Source organism: Leifsonia virtsii (genome assembly GCF_030433675.1).
Classification (GTDB): Bacteria; Actinomycetota; Actinomycetes; order Actinomycetales; family Microbacteriaceae; genus Leifsonia; species Leifsonia virtsii.
The window spans coordinates 358,509-378,389 of sequence record NZ_JAROCB010000003.1 but is presented as its reverse complement, the minus strand read 5'-3'; the positions used below and the strand labels follow the sequence as shown (position 1 = coordinate 378,389).

Genomic DNA, 19,881 nt, shown 5'->3' with positions numbered 1-19,881 from the left:
TACCCAGAAAGGCACCGCTACACTAGCCGGAGTCAGCACCGAGAAGGAGTCCGCATTGAGCCCAGATAGCCGCCTGCTCGCAGGCCGATATCAGGTGGGCGAACTCATCGGCCGGGGCGGCATGTCCGACGTTCACCGCGGTACCGACACCCGGCTGGGGCGCACCGTCGCGATCAAGCTGCTCAAGCCGTCGCTCGCGACGGACCCCGCGTTCCGCACCCGCTTCCGTCAGGAGGCGCAGGCGGCCGCGCGCATGACGCATCCCACGATCGTGCGCGTGTTCGACGCCGGCGAGGAGACCGTCCGCGAGCCGAACGGCCACGAAGCGCAGCTGCCGTTCATCGTCATGGAGCACGTCGACGGCGTGCTGCTCAAGGACCTCATCAAGAAGGGCCCGCTCGAGGTCGGCGAGGCCGTGCGCATCACCGAGGGCATCCTCACCGCGCTCGAGTACTCGCACCGCGCCGGGGTCGTGCACCGTGACATCAAGCCGGGCAACGTGATGATCACGAAGGCCGGGCAGGTGAAGGTGATGGACTTCGGCATCGCCCGCGCCATCAGCGACTCGTCCGCGACCGTCGCCCAGACCACTGCGGTGCTCGGCACCGCCAGCTACTTCTCGCCGGAGCAGGCGAAGGGCGAGTCCGTCGACGCGCGAACCGACCTCTACTCCACCGGCGTGGTGCTGTTCGAGATGCTCACCGGGCGTCCGCCGTTCCGCGGCGACACCCCGGTGGCCATCGCGTACCAGCACGTGAGCGAGACCGCTGTCGCGCCGAGCACGGTCAACCCCAAGGTCTCCCCCGCGATGGATGTCGTGGTCGCGCGCGCGATGACCAAGGACCGTTTCGAGCGCTACCAGACGGTCGCCGAGTTCCGCGCCGACCTCGAAGAGGCCGCAGCGGGCCGGGTTCCGAAGCGGAAGCACGAGGACGAGCTCGCAGAGACGTTGTTCGGTGCGCCGCCGAGCCAGGTGTCCGGCCCGGAGGCCGCATTCCGGCAGCTCGCCGAGGACCAGACCATGACGCGCACGCAGCGGCGCCCACCCGTCATCTGGGTCTGGGCCGGCATCGCGATCATGGCCGTCGTCATCGTCGCCGTGCTCGCCTGGGTGCTGCGGCTCGCGCCCAGCACGACGATGCCCGACACCTCGCGCAAGGTCCCGAACCTCTCCGGCCAGACGCTCGAGAAGGCCACGGCCGAGCTCGACTCGATGAAGCTGAAGTGGGTGCAGAGCACGGAGTCGAGCCCGACGTACCAGGCGGGCGAGATCGTGCGCACCGACCCGGGGGCCGGGATCGTCGTCGCCACCGGTGACACCATCACGCTCTACGTCTCCTCGGGCAAGAAGACCGTCTCCGTGCCGGACGTGCACAACATGACGGTCGACGCGGCCACTCAGGCCCTGCAGCAGGCCGGGCTCACTGTCGGCCCGACGACGTCGGAGAACTCGTCCACGGTCCCGGCCAACGTCGTCATCTCGACCGATCCGGCGGCCAACGCGTCTGCGCACGAGGGCGATGCGATCGGGCTGCACGTCTCCAGCGGCAAGGTGACCCTCACCGACCTGACCGGTCAGACCATCCAGGCGGCGACAGGGATCCTGTCGCAGCTGGGCCTGACCGCGAACCCGAAGCCGGACCCCAGTTGTCCCCAGGACAAGGGCGCGACGATGGTGCACACGCAGTCGCTGTCGCCCGGGGACGTGCCTCAGGGGTCGACGGTCGACCTGACCTACTGCTCGGGCTGACCCCTCGTTCCGCGAGGAGCGGGCCTGTTCAGCCCAGCTTGACCAGCGGGTTGAGGGCACGCGCGGCCTCGGCCGCTCCGGCGAGCCCGGCGACCTCGAGCCAGTTGCCGAGCATCCGGTAGCCGCCCTCGGTCAGCACCGACTCGGGGTGGAACTGGACGCCGTAGATCGGCGCCTCCCGGTGCTGCAGCGCCATGATGACCCCGCCGGCGGTCCGCGCCGTGACGTTCAGCTCGTCCGGCAGCGTGCCGTCGACCACGGCGAGCGAGTGGTAGCGCGTGGCCGTGAACGGCTGCGCGACGCCGTCGAAGAGCGGGCTCTGGTCGTGGGTGACCTGCGAGGTCTTCCCGTGCATGAGCTCCTCGGCGTTGGTGACCACGCCGCCGAACGCCTCCGCGATCGCCTGGTGCCCGAGGCAGACGCCCAGAAGCGGCTGTCCGGTCTTCAGCGCCTGCTCGACGACCGGGATGGAGACGCCGGCGTCCGCGGGCTTGCCCGGTCCGGGCGAGACCAGCACGGCGTCGTACTCCGCCAGGGTCGAGGGGAGGTCGTCCGTCGCGATGTCGTCGTTGCGCACGACGACCGTCTCGGCCCCGAGCTCGCGCAGGTAGCCGTTCAGCGTGTATACGAAGCTGTCGTAGTTGTCGATGACGAGGACGCGGGTCACGGCCCCACGGTACCTTCCTGCGGGCCGAGGAGCGAATCCACCCAGGGGAACACCCAGGTGACGAGCGCGAACAGCACCAGCGCGATCAGGATGAGCAGGATGAGCAGCCGGACCCACCAAGGGCCCGGGAGGACGCGCCACAACGCTCCGTACACGGTCAGCCTCCCTGCCCGACCGCCGCGGCGATCTCGCTCGGTATCTCCTGCGGCGGCGCGAACGACTGGAACACGTTGTACGCGATCAGCCGCTCGCCCGCGTGGAACGGCGGGTTGCAGGTCGTGATCGTCATCAGCCGGTCGGTCGGCGTCGCCTGAGGCTGGCGCGGCACCGGCAGCAGGACCTGGACGGCCGACGGCTGCACGTACTCGAAGTTGCGGAACACGTAGGTGTACCAGCCGTCCTTCGTCTGCACGTAGATGCGGTCGCCGATGTGCAGCTTGGACAGGTCGATGAACGTGTTGCCCCAGCCCGAGTCGTGACCGGCCACCGCGAAGTTGCCCACCTGCCCGGGCAGCTGCGAGTCGATGTAGTGACCGACGCCCGCGGTGTAACTGTTCAGCACGCGCTCGGTGTCGACGGTCTGGCGGATCGTGCGCTTCCAGTCGGCGCCGAGGCGCGGGACGTAGATCACGGCGAACGGCTCGTACGGCGCCGGCTTCGCGAGCACGGGCGGATCGACCTGCGCCGTGGTCGTGTCGGGCTTCGGCTTCGGCACCTTCATGGCGTCGTCGATCCACTTCTGGCTCTGCTGCGCCGCCGCGGTGGTCTGCTGGCCTGCGAGCACCAGGTTGTTCCACCACACCTGCCAGCCGAGGAACAGCAGCACGAGCACGCCCGCGGTGATGAGCACCTCGCCGGCGACCCCCAGCACCGTGGGTCGGCGGTGCGGCCGTCGCGCACGGGGTCGGGTGGTGGTCATGTGGTGGATTCTAGAGAGGTCCGCTGGGAAGAGTCACAGTTGTCCACAGGCCTATCCCCCGTTCGGGGGCATCAGGAACCCCAGGGGCTTCCCCGCTACACTGTGGTGCTATGGCACGCAGCAAGTCGAAGACCCGGATCGAGCGCCCGGCGCGCGCGGAGCGCCCCCAGGCGGCCTCGGGAGAGGACGCGCCGAACCCGGTCTGGTTCAAGCCGGTCATGTTCGGCTTCATGCTGCTCGGCCTGGTCTGGATCATCGTCTTCTACGTCAGCCAGAACCAGTACCCGATTCCCGCGCTGGGCGCCTGGAACATCCTGGTCGGCTTCGGCATCGCCTTCATCGGCTTCCTGATGACCACTCGCTGGCGCTGACGCCGCCACCCACGACATCCCGAGACCCGGGTCGGCCCACTGCCGGCCCGGGTTTTCGTTTGTCCACAGTTCTCCACAGGCTCCATGTGGATAGTCGCCGCGCGTTCCCGCGCGGTTTCCCCAGTGTTAATAAGCCTGTGGAGAGTTACAACCGTGTAATTACCCACAGTGTTAATAAGCCTGTGGATAACTTATCCACGAGGTGTGGGAACTACACGAAGAAGTGGATGAGGCTCAGCGCGACGAACACCACGCACAGCACGACCAGGAGCGGCAGCTGCCAGCGCCGCCGCTGCGGCTGCCGCGTCTCCACGTAGATGAGACCGACGAGGAAGCCGCCGACGAGTCCGCCGACGTGCGCCTGCCAGGCGATGCTGAACCCGGGGAGGAACCCGATGCCCAGGTTGATCGCCAGGAGCACCAGCATCTGGGTCGCGTTGCCACCCAGCCGGCGCTGGATGATGAGGAAGGCGCCGAACAGGCCGAAGATCGCGCCGGACGCGCCGACGACCGGCACGACCGGCGACGCGATCAGCAGAACGCCGAGAGACCCGGCGAACCCGCTGATGAGGAAAAGGGCCAGATAGCGGGCACGGCCGAGCATCGGCTCGAGCGCCGAACCGAACACCCACAGCGTGTACATGTTCAGCAGCAGATGCAGGATGTTGGCGTGCGCGAAGATGCTGGTGAACATCCGCCAGGGCTCGAAGGACAGCCCTGTGACCGCCGAAGGGTAGGAGTAAGCACCCGCGTACCGCAGGGCGTTCGTCACCTGAAGGCCGAGGAGGTCGCCGATGGTCTGCACGATGAAGACGGCGACGCAGATCGCGATGATCACGTAGGTCACCACGGGTGCGCCGCCACCGGTCATGCGCGTCAGCCACGCGGGCTTGGTCCGCGGATGGGTCGCGCGCTGCTGCGCCATGCACTCCGGGCAGATCACGCCGACCGCGGCGGGCGTCTGGCACTCCCCGCAGATGGTGCGTCCGCACCGCTGGCAGAGCACGTAGCTCTCGCGGTCCGGGTGCCGGTAGCAGTAGCCGGCGCGCGAGTCGACGGGCTGAGTCATCTGTGCTGCTCGCCCGCCCTCTCTCAGACCTGCTCGATGTCGATGGACTCGATCACGACGTCGTCGAGCGGCCGGTCGCGCGCGTCGGTCGGCACCTCGGCCAGCTTGTCGACGATCCGGCGCGACGCGTCGTCCGCGACCTCGCCGAAGATGGTGTGCTTGCCCTGCAGCCAGGTGGTCGGGCCGACGGTGATGAAGAACTGCGAGCCGTTGGTGCCGCGGCCGCCCTGGATGCCGGCGTTCGCCATGGCGAGCATGTACGGCTGGGTGAAGTCGAGCTCCGGGTTGATCTCGTCGTCGAACTGGTAGCCGGGCCCGCCGACGCCCTGGCCGAGCGGGTCGCCGCCCTGGATCATGAAGCCCGGGATGATGCGGTGGAAGATCACACCGTCATAGAGAGGAGTGTTCGTCTTCTCGCCGGTGGCGGGGTGCGTCCACTCGATCTCGCCGGTCGCCAGCCCGGTGAAGTTGCGGACCGTCTTCGGCGCGTGGTTGCCGAAGAGGTTGACCTTGATGTCTCCGTAGTTAGTGTGGAGCGTGGCGACAGCGGTGTGCTTAGACATGGCACCAATTCTTGCACAGGGCGTATAGAGGACTCCGGAGGGCGAGATGACCTCTCGGGCCATCCTCAGCCCTTTCGGTGGCAAGATGGAGTCAGTCGCCACCCCGACGCAACGGAGGAACAGATGAGCCTGACACGGAAGCGCAAGAAGGAGCTCAAGCGACTGCGCAGCGGAGCCGAGGACCTGTGGACCCAGCAGCAGGAGGTGCTGGCGAACGCCAACGCCCTGGCTGCCGAGGCGCGCAAGCAGGCGGCCTACTACACACGCGAGGAGATCGCGCCGCGCGTCCGTGACGGCTACGACACCTATGTGCGTCCCGCCGCCGAGACCGCCAAGTCCACGGCCAGCCGGTATGCCGGTGCTGCGCGCGAGCGCGTCGTCGGCGACGTCATCCCGGCCGTCGGCACCGCCGTCGGGACGGCCCTCTCGGTGGTCGACCACGCGCGGGCCGCTCGGGCCGCCGCCTTCTCGGGCGACTTCTCGAAGGCCGCGAAGCAGCTGACCAAGAAGCCGACCCCGAAGAAGTCGGGTCCCGGTGCAGGCGGCGTCGTCGCGATCGTCGTGGGTATCGTCGCCGCGGTCGGCGTGCTCTACGCGGTCTGGCAGACGTTCCGTGCCGACGACGAGCTCTGGGTCGCCGACGAGGAGCCCACGACTCCGGCGTCTTCTTCTGCTCCGGCGTCCGGCGCCGAGCTCTGACCCCAGGGTTCTTTCGGGGGTTACCCCGATAGTGCGCTTCCGCGCGCGCTGAGACGCTGGAGGCATGAACACACTCATGCGTCCCCTGAACGGCCGGATCATCGGCGGCGTCTGCGCCGGGCTCGCGAACCGCTTCGGCCTGCGTCCGTGGACGGTGCGCCTGATCTTCCTGCTGTCGTGCCTGCTCCCCGGCCCTCAGTTCATCGCGTACCTGGCGATGTGGATCATCATCCCCGGTGAGAGGCAGCAGGCGCCGGCGACCGTCTAGTCGCGGAGCCCGGCCATCCGCAGGGCGATGTCGACGAGTTCGACCCGCCGGTTCGGGATGGCCGTCAGCGCGAACCAGGCCGCCTCATCGGTGCTCCCGTCGCGCTCGTTCGTCAGCGTCCCGCCGACCACCCGCGCGCGGTAGACGATGCGCAGCGCATGCAGCGGTCCCGCGTCGGCGACGAACCGGTGCTCGGCCGGGATGACCTTGGAGTCGATCCCGAGCAGCTCGCCGCCTTCGGCCAGGTAGCCGGTCTCCTCCGTGATCTCGCGCAGGAGCGCGTCGGCCGGGTCCTCACCCGGGTCGATGCCACCGCCGGGGAGCGTCCACCCGGACTTGCCGCCTTCGTTCCAGTGCGCCAGCAGGATGCGGTCGCCCTCCGTGATCACTCCGTAGGCGGCGACTCTGATATCCATCGCATCACCCTACTGCCGATGTCGGTGGTGAGGGGCAGACTGGGGGTGATGCCCGAACTTCCGGAAGTCACCGCTCTCGCAGCCGACCTCGACGGCCGGCTGAAGGGTCGTGTCATCGACAGGCTGAGCATCGTCGCCTTCTCTGCCCTGAAGACGTTCGATCCTCCCGCTGATGCCCTCCATGGTCTGACGATCGGCGGCGTCACCCGGCACGGCAAGTTCCTGGACATCGCCGCGGGCGACCTGCACGTCGTCATCCATCTGGCCCGCGCCGGCTGGATCCGCTGGCGCGACAAGCCTCCTCCCCCGCCGACCGGCCGGCTGGGCAAAGGACCGCTCGCTGCGCGCCTCGTGCTCGACGACGGCTCCGGACTCGATATCACCGAGGCCGGCACGAAGAAGAGCCTCGCGATCTACGTCGTGCACGAACCGGCGGAGGTGCCGGGCATCGCCCGCCTCGGTCCCGATCCGCTCGACCCCGCCTTCACCGAGGAGGCCTTCGCCCGCATCCTCGCCGGGCAGGGCCGGGCGCAGATCAAGGGTGTGTTGCGCAATCAGTCGCTGATCGCCGGCATCGGCAACGCCTACTCCGACGAGATCCTCCACGTCGCCAAGATGTCGCCGTACAAGCCGGCGAACATGGCGGCTGAGGATGTGGCGCGCCTCTATGAGGCGACGCAGTCGACCCTGCGCGAGGCGCTCGCCCGCGCCGACGGTCTCGCCGCGTCCGAGCTGAAGAGCGAGAAGAAGTCGAACCTGCGGGTGCACGGCCGCACCGGTCAGCCGTGCCCGGTGTGCGGCGACACGATCCGGCAGGTCATCTTCCACGACTCGACCTTCCAGTACTGCCCGACCTGTCAGACCGGCGGCAAGCCGCTGGCCGATCGGGTGCTCTCGCGGCTGCTCAAGTAGCGCCGGCTCAGCAGTCGCAGACGATCGCCCCGAGCGGCGCGGTGAGCGGGTCCGCAGGACGGGTCGCAGGCCCCTCGTCGTCCACCACCGGCAGCCCCTCGCGGGCCCAGTACTCGAAGCCGCCGATCATTTCCCGCACTTCGTAGCCGAGCAGGCTGAACGCCAACGCGGCGCGGGTCGACCCGTTGCAGCCCGGTCCCCAGCAATAGACGACCACAGGGAGGTCGGCCGGGATCAGCTCCGCTGCGCGGCGCTCGATGTCCGCGGTCGGGAGGTGGATCGCGCCCTCGGCGCGTCCCTGCCGCCAGGCCGCCTCGCCACGGGTGTCCACGAGCACGAAACGCTCGGCGGCATCCATCGCGGCCTTGACGTCGGAGGGGTCGGTCTCGAAGCGGAGCTTCGCGGCGAAGTGGCGGGCGGCTTCCCTGGTGTCGGTGTCCATACCCACGAGCGTAGAAAAGCGGGGGCCTCGGCTGAAGGGAGGTTCGACGGCGTTCGTGACAGATCGCCGTCGATCTCGTGGAAGAATCGCGCCATGGCCGTCAATCCCACGAACGCCGTCGACAGCACCGACCGCACCCTGCTCGCCGAGCTTCAGCGCGACGGCCGCCAGTCGATCGCCGAGTTGGCTCGCACCGTCCACATGTCGAACAGCGCGGTCGCCGAACGCGTGCGACGGCTCGAGGAGGCCGGCATCATCTCCGGCTACCGCGCAGTGGTCGATCCCGAGCGTCTCGGCTACGGCATCCTGGCGTACCTCCGGCTGCGCTACCCCAGCAGCCAGTACAAGCCGCTGCACGACCTGCTCGCCGACATCCCGGAGGTGGTCGAGGCGCACCACGTCACCGGCGACGACTGCTTCATCATCAAGGTGGTCGCGACGTCGATGCGGCACCTGGAGCAGATCAGCGGCCGGGTCGGCGCCCTCGGCAGTGTGACCACGAGCGTCTCGTACTCGAGCCCGTTCCCGACGCGTCCGATCGTGCCGCCACTGGACGCCTGAGCGCTACCGCGGAGCAGCACTCGCCTCGGTGAGATGTGGAGCCTAGGAGATTCGAACTCCTGACATCCTGCTTGCAAAGCAGGCGCTCTACCAACTGAGCTAAGGCCCCGAGTGAGTGGATGGTGGGGATACGAGGACTTGAACCTCGGACCTCTTCGTTATCAGCGAAGCGCTCTAACCGCCTGAGCTATATCCCCGAATGGGCAGATACGAGACTACCCGATCTGCCCGAGCATTGCGAAATCGGTCAGTTGTTGGTGAAACCGACCAGCAGGCCGCCTGTGATCTTCACAGACAGGTTGTACAGCAGCGCGAAGACGGCGCCCAGCGCGGTCACCACGACGATGTCCAGGATGGCCACGATCAGTGAGAAGCCCATGACCTGGCCGAGGCCGAGGATGGAGCGGAGGTCGCTGCCGCCGGCGCCCGAGATGTCCTTGAACAGGCTGTTCACCTGGTCGAAGATGCCGGTGCGGTCGAGCACGGTCCAGATCAGGAAGGTGCCGACGATCGCGATGATCGCGAGGCAGATACCCGCGAGGAACGACAGCTTCACGGTGGACCAGAAGTCGACGTAGACCAGCTTGAGCCGCACCTGCTTTGCGGACGCGGGTCGACGGGACGACTTCTTGGCGAGCTTCTCGGCGACGCTAGTGCTCATCTACGGTTTCATCCTTCCCGACGGACTCATCATCCTCCGCGAGAGAAGAGGATTCGAGGTCTCGTTCGGTGTTCTTCGCCAGTGCGATGATCTTGTCCGACTCGGCGAAACGTGCAAAGACGACACCCATGGTGTCACGGCCCTTGGCGGGTACCTCGGCCACGGCAGAGCGTACCACCTTGCCGCTGGCAAGAACCACAAGGACCTCGTCGTCCTCGCCGACAATGAGAGCGCCCACGAGGTCGCCCCGGTCATCGTTCAGCTTGGCCACCTTGATGCCGAGACCGCCACGGCCCTGCAGGCGGTACTGGTCGGCGGCGGTGCGCTTCGCGTAGCCGCCCTCGGTGACGACGAAGACGTAGCCCTCGTCGGAGACGACCGACGCGTCCAGCAGGCTGTCCTCCCCGCGGAAGTGCATGCCGATGACGCCGGAGGTCGACCGGCCCATCGGACGCAGCGCCTCGTCGGACGCCGTGAACCGGATGGACATGCCCTTGCGCGACACGAGCAGCAGGTCGGAGTCCTCCTCCACCAGCAGAGCGGAGACGAGCTCGTCGCCTTCGCGCAGCTTGATGGCGATGATGCCGCCGGTGCGGTTGGTGTCGTACTCCTCCAGGGCGGTCTTCTTGATGAGACCCTGGCGGGTGGCGAGCACGAGGTACTTCGCCGCCTGGTAGTCGCGGATGTCGAGGATCTCGGCGATCTCCTCGTCCGGCTGCAGGGCGAGCAGGTTGGCGACGTGCTGGCCCTTCGCGTCGCGGCCGGCCTCCTGCACCTCGTACGCCTTGGCGCGGTACACGCGTCCCTGGTTCGTGAAGAAGAGGAGCCAGTGGTGCGTGGTGGTGACGAAGAAGTGGTCGACCACGTCCTCGCCGCGCAGCTGCGCACCCTTCACGCCCTTGCCGCCGCGGTGCTGGCTGCGGTAGTTGTCGCTGCGCGTGCGCTTGATGTAGCCGCCGCGCGTGACGGTGACCACCATCTCCTCTTCCGGGATGAGGTCCTCGACGCTCATGTCGCCGTCGTAGCCGAACATGATCTCGGTACGACGGTCGTCGCCGAAGCGGTCGACGATCTCGGTGAGCTCCTCGCTGATGATCGAGCGCTGGCGCATCGGGTCCTCGAGGATCGCGTGGTACTCCGCGATCTGCTTCTCGATCTCGTCGTGCTCGTCGATGATCTTCTGGCGCTCCAGGGCGGCCAGGCGGCGCAGCTGCATCGCCAGGATGGCGTCGGCCTGAACGTCGTCGACGTCGAGCAGGGTCTTCAGGCCCTCTCGCGCGTCGTCGACCGTGGCCGACCGGCGGATGAGCGCGATGACCTCGTCGAGAGCATCCAGCGCCTTGAGGTAGCCGCGCAGGATGTGCGCCCGCTCCTCCGCCTTGCGCAGCCGGTAGCGCGTGCGGCGGACGATGACCTCGATCTGGTGGTCGACCCAGGCGGTGATGAAGCCGTCGAGCGACAGTGTGCGCGGCACATTGTCGACGATCGCCAGCATGTTGGCGCCGAAGTTCTCCTGCAGCTGCGTGTGCTTGTACAGGTTGTTGAGCACGACCTTGGCGACGGCATCCCGCTTGAGCACGATGACCAGGCGCTGCCCGGTGCGGCCCGATGTCTCGTCGCGGATGTCGGCGATGCCGCCGATGCGGCCGTCCTTCACCAGGTCGGCGATCTTGATGGCGAGGTTGTCCGGGTTCACCTGGTAGGGCAGCTCGGTGACCACCAGGCAGACGCGGCCCTGGATCTCCTCGATGTTGACGACGGCACGCATGGTGATCGAGCCGCGGCCGGTGCGGTAGGCGTCGTGGATGCCCTTCACGCCGAGGATCTGGGCACCGGTCGGGAAGTCCGGTCCCTTGATGCGCTTGATCAGCTCCTCCAGGAGCTCCTCGCGGGAGGCCTCCGGGTGCTGCAGGTGCCACAGCGCGCCGTCCGCGACCTCGCGGAGGTTGTGCGGCGGGATGTTGGTCGCCATGCCGACCGCGATGCCGACGGAGCCGTTGACCAGCAGGTTCGGGAAGCGGCTCGGGAGGACGATCGGCTCCTGCGTGCGGCCGTCGTAATTGTCCTGGAAGTCGACGGTCTCCTCGTCGATGTCGCGGACCATCTCGAGCGCGAGCGGAGCCATCTTGGTCTCGGTGTACCGGGGGGCGGCCGCGCCGTCGTTGCCCGGGGAGCCGAAGTTGCCCTGGCCGAGGGCCAGCGGGTAGCGGAGGCTCCACGGCTGCACCAGACGCACCAGCGCGTCGTAGATCGGCGCGTCGCCGTGCGGGTGGAACTGTCCCATGACGTCGCCGATGACGCGGGTGCACTTCGAGAACGCCTTGTCCGGACGGTACCCGCCGTCGAACATCGTGTAGATCACGCGCCGGTGCACCGGCTTGAGCCCGTCACGCACCTCGGGCAGCGCGCGCCCGATGATGACGCTCATGGCGTAGTCGAGGTACGACCGCTCCATCTCCTTCTGCAGATCGACCTGATCGATCCTGCCGTGGATGCCGAAGCCTTCGCTCTGCTCGTTGTTGCCGGCCTGCTCGTCCGTCACAGTCTTCTCTCCCTCGTCGTTTCGCTCGTCATCCGTCGCTTGCGCGTCAGATGTCGAGGAACCGGACGTCCTTCGCGTTCCTCTGGATGAACGAGCGACGCGACTCGACATCCTCGCCCATCAGGGTGGCGAAGATCTCGTCGGCCGCCGCCGCGTCCTCGAGCGTCACCTGGAGCAGCGTGCGCGTCTCCGGGTTCATCGTGGTGTCCCACAGCTCCTGGTAGTCCATCTCGCCGAGACCCTTGTAGCGCTGCACCCCGTTCTCCTTCGGGATGCGCTTGCCGGAGGCGAGGCCCTCGGCCAGCAGTGCGTCGCGCTCACGGTCGGAGTAGACGTACTCGTGCTCCGAGTTCGACCACTTGAGGCGGTACAGCGGCGGCTGCGCGAGGTACACGTAGCCGAGCTCGATGAGCGGTCGCATGTAGCGGAACAGCAGGGTCAGCAGGAGCGTGGTGATGTGCTGGCCGTCGACGTCGGCGTCGGCCATGAGCACGATCTTGTGGTACCGCGCCTTCTCCGGGTTGAAGTCCTCGCCGATGCCGGCGCCGAACGCCGTGATCATCGCCTGCACCTCGTTGTTGGCGAGCGCCCGGTCGAGCCGTGCCTTTTCTACGTTCAGGATCTTGCCGCGGAGGGGCAGGATGGCCTGGGTCTCCGGGTTGCGTCCCTGGACCGCCGAGCCGCCGGCCGAGTCGCCCTCGACGAGGAAGATCTCCGAGACCGTCGGGTCCTTCGACTGGCAGTCCTTGAGCTTGCCGGGCATGCCGCCGCTCTCCAGGAGGCCCTTGCGGCGGGCGGTCTCGCGCGCCTTGCGGGCCGCGATACGGGCGGTCGCCGCCTGCAGGGCCTTTCGGATGATCTCCTTGGCCTGGTTCGGGTTGCGGTCGAACCAGTCGCCGAGCTGATCGCCGACGACCTTCTGCACGAACGCCTTCGCCTCCGTGTTGCCCAGCTTGGTCTTGGTCTGACCCTCGAACTGCGGCTCGGAGAGCTTGACCGAAATGACTGCGGTCAGCCCCTCGCGCACGTCGTCGCCGGAGAGGTTGTCGTCCTTCTCCTTGAGGATGCCCTTCTCGCGCGCGTACCGGTTGACCAGGGTGGTCAGCGCGGCGCGGAAGCCCTCCTCGTGGGTTCCGCCCTCGTGCGTGTTGATCGTGTTGGCGTAGGTGAAGACGCTCTCGTTGTAGCTCGTCGTCCACTGCATGGCGACCTCGAGTGCGATCTTGCGCTCGGTGTCCTCCGACTCGAACGAGATGATCTCGTCGTGCACGACCTCAGCCTTCTTGGCGGAGTTGAGGTACTGCACGTAGTCCTGGAGGCCGCGCTCGTAGAGGAAGACCTCGTGGCGCGGGGCCACCTCGTCGTCGACCTCGCCCTCGACGGGTTCGACCTCCGGAGCGCGCTCGTCGGTGATCGCGATGCGCAGCCCCTTGTTGAGGAACGCCATCTGCTGGAAGCGGGTGCGGAGGGTGTCGTAGTCGAAGACGATCGTCTCGAAGGTCTCCGCGCTCGGCCAGAACGTGATGATCGTGCCGGTGCGCTCCGACGCCTCGCCCTGCTCCAGCGGCGCTTGCGGGACACCGTTGCGGTAGCTCTGGCGCCAGACGAAGCCCTGACGATGCACCTCCACGTCGAGGCGGCTCGACAGGGCGTTCACGACCGAGCTGCCGACGCCGTGCAGACCGCCGGACACCGCGTACCCGCCGCCGCCGAACTTGCCGCCGGCGTGCAGGATGGTGAGCACGACCTCCACGGTCGACTTCTTCTCGGTCGGGTGCTCATCGACCGGGATGCCACGGCCGTTGTCGTCGACCCGGACTGCGCCGTCGGGGAGGATGGTGACCTCGATGTTGTCGGCGTAGCCGGCGAGGGCCTCGTCGACGGAGTTGTCGACGATCTCGTACACCAGGTGGTGGAGCCCGCGAGGACCGGTCGAACCGATGTACATTCCGGGTCGCTTGCGGACGGCTTCGAGACCTTCCAGGATCTGGATCTCGTTCGCGCCGTACTCGTGTTCTGCGCCGGTCCCGTTCGGTTCCATCGTCATATGAAATTAGGCTCCTGACCGCACTCGACAGTGACTCTCCATTCTACCAAGAGCCGCGGGCGGAAATGCCCAGAAACGGCCGTCTGAGAGGTTTTCTTCGCCGGAGCGACCTCTTTTGTCTTCTCAGCCGTAGGTATCTCGCGGACCGCGCCCTGGAATCGACCTAGGGCCGTGATTCCAGGACCGTACGTTGGGTCCCCTAACCACGATGCTTTCGATCTCTGCGTCAGGGAACACTTCGGCCATTTTTTTGAGCAGCAGCGAACGCATCGATGTCAGCTGGCGAGCCCAAGCTGTCGAGTCGCATCGAATATTGAGCACACCGTCTGCTACAGACTCGGGATAGGAGTGCTTGGCTGTCTCCTCACCAGCCAGCTCGACCCATCCGGACATCAAGTCGGACTTCGCCAAGTTTCCGGTCCATCCGAGTTGAGCTGTGAGTGAATCCAGCACGTCACCAACCCCCTTTGGATCCCTACCCACGCCAAATGGCCGACTCGACCCATCCTCCGCAGATCGGGGAGAGAGACGCCTGCTGCGCGAGCTGGTCCCGGCGAACAGTGCCTTGAGCCGCAGGTAGACGGCGGAGGACTCAGTGGATGCGGCCGTGCGCTCAGGCATCGGTGGCCTCCACGATCGCACCCGCCTCGATCCGGACGGTGTGCGCCGTGAGCTCGTCCGGCACATCGTCGTACACCGCAGCCGTGATGAGCACCTGCTCATAACCGGACACGGCGGTTGCGAGCATGCGCCGCCGGGCCTGGTCGAGCTCGGCGAAGACGTCGTCGAGGATCAGCACGGGATCCCCCGTCGTGGATTCGCGCCGCAGCAGTTCCGCCGACGCCAGCTTGAGAGCGAGAGCGAAGGACCACGATTCGCCGTGGCTCGCATACCCCTTGGCCGGCAGCCCGTTGAGCTCGAACAGCACGTCGTCGCGGTGCGGGCCGACGAGGGTGAGGCCCCGCTCCAGCTCCTTGCGGCGCACGTTCGCGAGCGCCCGGCGGAACGCCTCGGTCGTCGCGACACCGGCTGACCCCGTTACGGACTCCTCGCCGCTGTCGTCCTCATCTTCGACGTGCGCGCCGAATACGGTGAGCTGCGGCAGCAGCCGCGGGTGATGGTCGTCGCCGGCGACGGAACGGTAGGCGGCGACGAGTGGATCGCTCAGTCGCGCGACCAGGTCGAGGCGCGCATCCATCAGCTCCGAACCCAGCTGGATGAGGCGCTCGTCCCAGATGTCGAGCGTCCCGAGCTGGTCCTCCCTGACCCGCGAGGCCCGAGCCGACTTGAGGAGGGTGTTGCGCTGCTTCAGCACCCGCTCGTAGTCGCCGATGACCCCGGCGAAGCGCGGATTCTGCTGGATCAGGAGCTGGTCGAGGAACCGCCGGCGGATGCCGGGTTCCCCGCGCACCAGCGCGAGGTCCTCCGGGGCGAACAGCACGCTGGAGAAGTAGCGCGGCAGCTCGCGCGGCTTGATCGCGGCCCGGTTGACCTGAGCCCGGTTGGGCGAGCTGCGGTTGAGCTGCACCTCCACGAGCAGCTCGCGGCCGTCGTGGCGGATGCGGGCCCGGACGATCGCGGCGTCCGCATCCTTTCTGATCATCGCCTGGTCGCTCGACACCCGGTGCGACCCGAGGGTGCTCAGATAGCCGAGCGACTCGACGAGGTTGGTCTTCCCCTGGCCGTTGCGGCCGACGAACAGATTCGCGCCGGCCGCGAACGGCACCTCCGCCGTGCGGTAGTTGCGGAAGTCGGTCAGGGAAAGATGCGTAACTCTCAAGGAGGGTTAGTCCACGGCCTTCACAGCGTGGCCGCCGAACTGGTTGCGGAGGGCGGCGACCGCCTTCATCGCAGGCGAGTCCTCCTGGCGCGAGACGAAGCGCGCGAAGATCGAGGCGCTGATCGTCGGCACCGGGACGGCGTTGTTGAGCGCCTCCTCCACGGTCCAGCGACCCTCGCCCGAGTCCTGCACGTAGCCCTCGATGTGCTCGAACTCCGGGTCCTGCTCCAGGGCGCGGACCAGCAGGTCGAGCAGCCAGGAGCGGACGACAGTCCCCCGCTGCCAGGCCTTGAACGTGCCGGTGACGTCCTTGATGATGTCCTTGCGCGTGTCCAGCAGCTCGTAGCCCTCGGCGTACGCCTGCATCAGCGCGTACTCGATGCCGTTGTGCACCATCTTGGCGTAGTGGCCGGCGCCGACCTCCCCGACGTGGACGAAGCCCTCGTCGCGCGGACCCTCCGGCCGGAGAGCGTCGAAGACCGGCATGACGCGCTCGACCTGCTCCGCGGAACCGCCCACCATCAGGCCGTAGCCGTTCTCAAGACCCCAGATGCCGCCGGAGACGCCGGCGTCCATGAAGTCGACGCCGCGCGGCGCGAGAAGCTCCGCGTGCTTGAAGTCCTCGGTGAACTTCGAGTTGCCGCCGTCGATGACCAGGTCGCCCTTCTCGAGCAGCGGCTCGAGTTCGCGGATCACCGAGTCGGTGATCTGGCCGGCGGGCACCATGACCCAGATGGTCCGCGGCGCGGGGAGCGCAGCCACGAGGTCGGCGACCGTGGCGACGTCCGAGACTTCCGGGTTGGTGTCGTAACCCGTGACGTCGATGCCGTTCTTCTCGAGGCGGGCGCGCATGTTGTTGCCCATGCGTCCGAGGCCGATGAGGCCGATGTGCATGATTGTCCTTCTCTTCTCTTCTTCCGCGCGCTGGTTTAGCGCAGGAGCAGGTTGGGCTGGAGCAGATACTTGTAGGAATCCGCGCCTGCCTGGTCCTTCGACGTCTGGCTCGTGATGAGCACAGGCCCCGGCTTGTTGGGGTTCTCGGTCTTGGTGAAGGAGATGCGCACGAACTCCGAGTGCACCGCCCCCAGACCATCGAGCAGGAACTGCGGCTTCAATGAAACCACCGTCTCCTGGCCAGTGAGAAGAGCGTCGATGCTCTCGGATGCCTGCGCCTGCTCCGAGCCGATCGCTTCCAGCGTCAGCCCGTCGGCGGTGAAGGTGTAGCGGAGCGCGGCCTCGCGCTCCAGCACGAGGGCGACTCGGCGGGTCGCCTCGATGAGCTCTGCGGTGTTGATCACCGCGTAGTTGTCGACCTGCTCGGGGAACAGACGCCGGACCGGCGGGAAGTTGCCCTTGATCAGGAGCGACGTGACCGTCTTGCGGTCGGCGGTGAACGCGATCAGCTCGCGGTCGTCGCGGTTGGTGATCGAGATGGAGACGTTGCCGCTGTGGCCGAACGTCTTGCCGATCTCGGTCAGGGTGCGGGCGGGGACGAGCGCCGTGACAGGCTCGCCCGACGTGGTGCCGTTGTCCCAGTCGATCTCGCGGACCGCGACCCGGTAGCGGTCGGTCGCCACGAGGCCGAGCGTGTTGTCGCCGACCTCGAGCTGAACGCCGGTGATGACCGGGGTCACGTCGTCCCGGGATGCGGCGACGCCCACCTGCGCGACGGCCTCGGCGAACTCCTCGGCCGGAACGAGTCCCGCCTCGCCGCTCACCTGCGGGATGCTCGGGTATTCCTCGACCGGCATGGAGAGCAGCGTGAAGTTGGCGGAGCCCGCCCGGACGACGATCTTCGACTCCTCGGTCGAGAACTGCACCGGAGCGTTCGGAAGCTTGGAGGCGATCTCCGCGAGCAGCCGGCCGGAGACGAGCACTCGTCCCGGCTCCTCGACCTGCGCGGCGATCTCGGTCTGGGCCGAGACCTCGTAATCGAAGGACGACAGCTGGAGGCCGTTCTCGGTGGTCTCGATCAGCACGCCGCTCAGGATGGGGAGGGTCGTCCTCTGAGGAAGAAGCTTCACCGCGAAGGAGACGGCCTCGCTGAACACATCCCGATTGGCTTGGAACTTCACGAAGGCACCTCTGTCGGCTCGACGGTACGGACGACACAAATCCTAGCGCCTGGCATCCAAGGGGGAAGCCGCGGTGCTCGGACCCCGAAGGTTGTCGGCCGCCCCCTTCTAGAAGAGTTAAGGATTAATCGTGTTAACCGCTGTGGATAATGTGGATAACTCTGTTGAAGCCAGGAAACGACAGGGAACTACACCTCGGTGACTTGTTGATGACCTGAGGATTCCTGGTGTTCACAAGGTCTGTCGACGCGAGGTCGTGTCATTCGCTTTTCACAGGCCGGCGGATCCCGTCCCCATTAAGGATCGAGTTCTCCGGAACCTTTCCACAAGTTATCCACAAGTGTTAATAACGCACTGTCCCCACTCTGGGGATGGATATGTGGATAAGTCGTGCGCTATCGAGCGGCGCGCCTACTTGCCGTAGCGGTGGTTCTGCTTGATCCGGCTGGTCAGCTCGGTGACCTGGTTGTAGATCGAGCGTCGCTCCTTCATGAGCTCGCTGATCTTCTTGTTCGCGTACATCACGGTGGTGTGGTCGCGACCGCCGAACAGCTGCCCGATCTTCGGCAGCGAGAGGTTGGTGAGCTCACGGCAGAGGTACATGGCGATCTGCCGTGCGGTGGCCACCGCCTGCGAGCGGCTCGAGCCGTAGAGGTCGTCGACGCTGAGCTTGAAGTACTCGGCGGTGTTGGTGATGATGTCGGTCGGCGCGATCACGTTGTCGTCGTCGAGCGTGATGAGGTCCTTGAGCACTGTCTGCACAAGCGGCATGTCGACCGGGGTGCGGTTGAGGCTGGCGAACGCGGTGACGCGGATCAGCGTCCCTTCGAGCTCCCGGATGTTGCTGGACACCTTCGTGGCCATGAACTCCAGGATGTCGTCGGGCACCTGGATCTTCTCGCTCTGCGCCTTCTTGCGCAGGATCGCGATGCGCGTCTCGAGGTCGGGCACCTGCACGTCGGTGATCAGGCCCCACTCGAAGCGGGAGCGCATCCGGTCCTCGAAGCCCGTCAGCATCTTCGGCGGCAGGTCGCTCGTGATGACCACCTGCTTGTTGTGGTCGTGGAGCGTGTTGAAGGTGTGGAAGAAGGCCTCCTGCGTCTCGACCGCCCTCTGCAGGAACTGGATGTCGTCGATCAGCAGGATGTCGATGTTGCGGTACCTGGCCTGGAAGGACGAGCCGCGGTTGTTCGCGATCGAGTTGATGAAGTCGTTGGTGAACTCCTCACTCGACACATAGCGGACGCGGATGCCCGGATACAGGCTCATCGCGTAGTGGCCGATCGCGTGCAGCAGGTGGGTCTTGCCGAGCCCAGAGTCGCCGTAGATGAAGAGCGGGTTGTAGGCCTTCGCCGGCGCTTCGGCCACGGCGACCGCGGCCGCGTGGGCGAAGCGGTTGGACTGGCCGATGACGAAGTTGTCGAAGCTGTACTTGGAGTTGAGGCGGGTGTCGCCGCCGCGGGGAGGTGCGGTGATCTCGGTCGGCGGCGAGACGACAGGAGCGACCTGCTCCGCATAGGCGGGTGCGGACTCGGGCTCGGCGGCGGGCCCGGCCATGCTCTCCTGCTGGATCTCCGGGTTGACCACGATCGCGAAGGTGTTGACCTCGAACGCGTCGTCGAGCGACCCGATGGCGTTGAGGAGGGGGAGACGGCTGCGCTGCTCGATCATCCCGCGCGTGAACTCGTTCGGCACCTCCAGGTAGAAGGTGCCCGCCATGATGCCCTTGGGCTCGACCAGGCTAAGGAAGCCGTACAGCTGCGGAGTGATCCGGTCGTCCGTCCCGAGCTTCCCGAGCACGTCCTGCCATGCCGCAGCTATGGACTCTTCGCCGCCTGCCATCGTTCCCCGTCTTCGTCTGTGTTGCGGATGCCGTCAGCCCGACGAGGGGACGAGTCGGCCCCCGGTGACTCTCATCGGGTTGGCGGCTTCGGATGCCGCCGGTGGGTATTCACAGAGTTATCCACCGCTGTGTGAGCAATACCGTAGCGATCTCCGGCCAGAATTGGCATGGCCTGGGGATAACTTTCGACCTCACGGTAACTTGTCCACAGAAGACCGATCAAATCCGATCCGCGGAATACGTCGGCGCGTCGGTCGCTGCTTCCCTGCCAATACCGTGCATAATCAGTGGATTTG

General features: G+C 66.8%; 21 protein-coding genes and 2 tRNA genes. 6 read left to right on the top strand and 17 right to left on the bottom strand.

What is annotated here, in order from left to right; genetic code table 11:
• Positions 1-55: 55 nt before the first annotated feature.
• Positions 56-1,750: a Stk1 family PASTA domain-containing Ser/Thr kinase gene (pknB, locus tag P5G59_RS12765; RefSeq protein ID WP_301219368.1), complete on the top strand. Its 1,695-nt coding sequence runs from the start codon at positions 56-58 to the stop codon at positions 1,748-1,750.
• Positions 1,751-1,778: 28 nt separating this feature from the next.
• Here the strand turns inward: pknB and P5G59_RS12760 are convergent, their stop codons facing one another.
• The 3 genes from P5G59_RS12760 to P5G59_RS12750 are packed head-to-tail and all read right to left on the bottom strand — an operon-like array spanning position 1,779 to position 3,336.
• Positions 1,779-2,417: an anthranilate synthase component II gene (locus P5G59_RS12760; protein ID WP_301219367.1), complete on the bottom strand. Its 639-nt coding sequence runs from the start codon at positions 2,415-2,417 to the stop codon at positions 1,779-1,781.
• Complete coding sequence (locus P5G59_RS12755) at positions 2,414-2,572, bottom strand: hypothetical protein (protein WP_301219366.1); 159 nt, start codon at positions 2,570-2,572, stop codon at positions 2,414-2,416. Before P5G59_RS12755 ends, P5G59_RS12760 begins: the two co-directional genes overlap by 4 nt.
• A 2-nt stretch (positions 2,573-2,574) precedes the next feature.
• Positions 2,575-3,336: a class E sortase gene (locus P5G59_RS12750; protein WP_301219365.1), complete on the bottom strand. Its 762-nt coding sequence runs from the start codon at positions 3,334-3,336 to the stop codon at positions 2,575-2,577.
• A gap of 110 nt (positions 3,337-3,446) precedes the next feature.
• On the opposite strand from P5G59_RS12750, the gene P5G59_RS12745 reads away from it, so the two are divergent.
• Complete coding sequence (locus P5G59_RS12745) at positions 3,447-3,707, top strand: cell division protein CrgA (RefSeq protein ID WP_301219364.1); 261 nt, start codon at positions 3,447-3,449, stop codon at positions 3,705-3,707.
• Between the two features lie 211 nt (positions 3,708-3,918).
• Here the strand turns inward: P5G59_RS12745 and P5G59_RS12740 are convergent, their stop codons facing one another.
• Together P5G59_RS12740 and P5G59_RS12735 are read right to left on the bottom strand one after the other, a co-directional pair.
• The gene (locus P5G59_RS12740) at positions 3,919-4,776 is read right to left on the bottom strand and encodes a rhomboid family intramembrane serine protease (RefSeq protein WP_301219363.1); all 858 of its coding nucleotides are present in this window, start codon (positions 4,774-4,776) and stop codon (positions 3,919-3,921) included.
• A gap of 23 nt (positions 4,777-4,799) precedes the next feature.
• Positions 4,800-5,339, bottom strand: coding sequence for a peptidylprolyl isomerase (locus P5G59_RS12735; RefSeq protein WP_301219362.1), 540 nt, complete (start codon positions 5,337-5,339; stop codon positions 4,800-4,802).
• A gap of 123 nt (positions 5,340-5,462) precedes the next feature.
• On the opposite strand from P5G59_RS12735, the gene P5G59_RS12730 reads away from it, so the two are divergent.
• Positions 5,463-6,038 (top strand): hypothetical protein, encoded by a 576-nt coding sequence (locus tag P5G59_RS12730; RefSeq protein WP_301219361.1) that lies wholly within the window; start codon positions 5,463-5,465, stop codon positions 6,036-6,038.
• Positions 6,039-6,102: 64 nt separating this feature from the next.
• The gene (locus P5G59_RS12725) at positions 6,103-6,306 is read left to right on the top strand and encodes a PspC domain-containing protein (protein ID WP_301219360.1); all 204 of its coding nucleotides are present in this window, start codon (positions 6,103-6,105) and stop codon (positions 6,304-6,306) included.
• Here the strand turns inward: P5G59_RS12725 and P5G59_RS12720 are convergent.
• Positions 6,303-6,722 carry an NUDIX hydrolase gene (locus P5G59_RS12720; protein WP_301219359.1) on the bottom strand — a complete coding sequence of 140 codons (420 nt, stop codon included), beginning with the start codon at positions 6,720-6,722 and terminating at the stop codon, positions 6,303-6,305. The genes P5G59_RS12725 and P5G59_RS12720 overlap by 4 nt on opposite strands.
• 48 nt (positions 6,723-6,770) lie before the next feature.
• On the opposite strand from P5G59_RS12720, the gene P5G59_RS12715 reads away from it, so the two are divergent.
• Positions 6,771-7,634 (top strand): Fpg/Nei family DNA glycosylase, encoded by an 864-nt coding sequence (locus P5G59_RS12715; protein WP_301219358.1) that lies wholly within the window; start codon positions 6,771-6,773, stop codon positions 7,632-7,634.
• A 7-nt stretch (positions 7,635-7,641) separates the two neighbouring features.
• Here P5G59_RS12715 and P5G59_RS12710 read toward each other — a convergent pair whose 3' ends face one another.
• Positions 7,642-8,076 carry a rhodanese-like domain-containing protein gene (locus P5G59_RS12710; protein ID WP_301219357.1) on the bottom strand — a complete coding sequence of 145 codons (435 nt, stop codon included), beginning with the start codon at positions 8,074-8,076 and terminating at the stop codon, positions 7,642-7,644.
• 93 nt (positions 8,077-8,169) lie between these two features.
• Between P5G59_RS12710 and P5G59_RS12705 the strand changes: the two genes are divergently transcribed.
• The gene (locus P5G59_RS12705; RefSeq protein WP_301219356.1) at positions 8,170-8,637 is read left to right on the top strand and encodes an Lrp/AsnC family transcriptional regulator; all 468 of its coding nucleotides are present in this window, start codon (positions 8,170-8,172) and stop codon (positions 8,635-8,637) included.
• 36 nt (positions 8,638-8,673) lie between these two features.
• Here the strand turns inward: P5G59_RS12705 and P5G59_RS12700 are convergent.
• The 10 genes from P5G59_RS12700 to dnaA form a co-directional block, all read right to left on the bottom strand.
• A tRNA-Ala gene (locus P5G59_RS12700) sits at positions 8,674-8,746 on the bottom strand.
• Between the two features lie 11 nt (positions 8,747-8,757).
• Positions 8,758-8,834, bottom strand: a tRNA-Ile gene (locus P5G59_RS12695).
• A 50-nt stretch (positions 8,835-8,884) separates the two neighbouring features.
• Positions 8,885-9,298: a DUF3566 domain-containing protein gene (locus P5G59_RS12690; protein WP_301219355.1), complete on the bottom strand. Its 414-nt coding sequence runs from the start codon at positions 9,296-9,298 to the stop codon at positions 8,885-8,887.
• Positions 9,288-11,840: a DNA gyrase subunit A gene (gyrA, locus tag P5G59_RS12685; protein WP_301219354.1), complete on the bottom strand. Its 2,553-nt coding sequence runs from the start codon at positions 11,838-11,840 to the stop codon at positions 9,288-9,290. Before gyrA ends, P5G59_RS12690 begins: the two co-directional genes overlap by 11 nt.
• A gap of 46 nt (positions 11,841-11,886) precedes the next feature.
• Positions 11,887-13,887 carry a DNA topoisomerase (ATP-hydrolyzing) subunit B gene (gene gyrB / locus P5G59_RS12680; protein WP_301219353.1) on the bottom strand — a complete coding sequence of 667 codons (2,001 nt, stop codon included), beginning with the start codon at positions 13,885-13,887 and terminating at the stop codon, positions 11,887-11,889.
• Positions 13,888-14,010: 123 nt separating this feature from the next.
• A complete protein-coding gene (locus P5G59_RS12675) occupies positions 14,011-14,508 on the bottom strand; it encodes a DciA family protein (protein ID WP_301219352.1) in 498 nt (165 codons plus the stop codon).
• Positions 14,501-15,667: a DNA replication/repair protein RecF gene (gene recF, locus P5G59_RS12670; protein WP_301219351.1), complete on the bottom strand. Its 1,167-nt coding sequence runs from the start codon at positions 15,665-15,667 to the stop codon at positions 14,501-14,503. Before recF ends, P5G59_RS12675 begins: the two co-directional genes overlap by 8 nt.
• Before the next feature lie 6 nt (positions 15,668-15,673).
• Positions 15,674-16,561, bottom strand: a complete 888-nt coding sequence (gene gnd, locus P5G59_RS12665) for a phosphogluconate dehydrogenase (NAD(+)-dependent, decarboxylating) (protein ID WP_301219350.1) — start codon at positions 16,559-16,561, stop codon at positions 15,674-15,676.
• A 35-nt stretch (positions 16,562-16,596) separates the two neighbouring features.
• A complete protein-coding gene (gene dnaN, locus P5G59_RS12660; protein ID WP_301219349.1) occupies positions 16,597-17,742 on the bottom strand; it encodes a DNA polymerase III subunit beta in 1,146 nt (381 codons plus the stop codon).
• A gap of 411 nt (positions 17,743-18,153) precedes the next feature.
• Positions 18,154-19,584, bottom strand: a complete 1,431-nt coding sequence (gene dnaA / locus P5G59_RS12655; RefSeq protein WP_301219348.1) for a chromosomal replication initiator protein DnaA — start codon at positions 19,582-19,584, stop codon at positions 18,154-18,156.
• Positions 19,585-19,881: the final 297 nt, after the last annotated feature.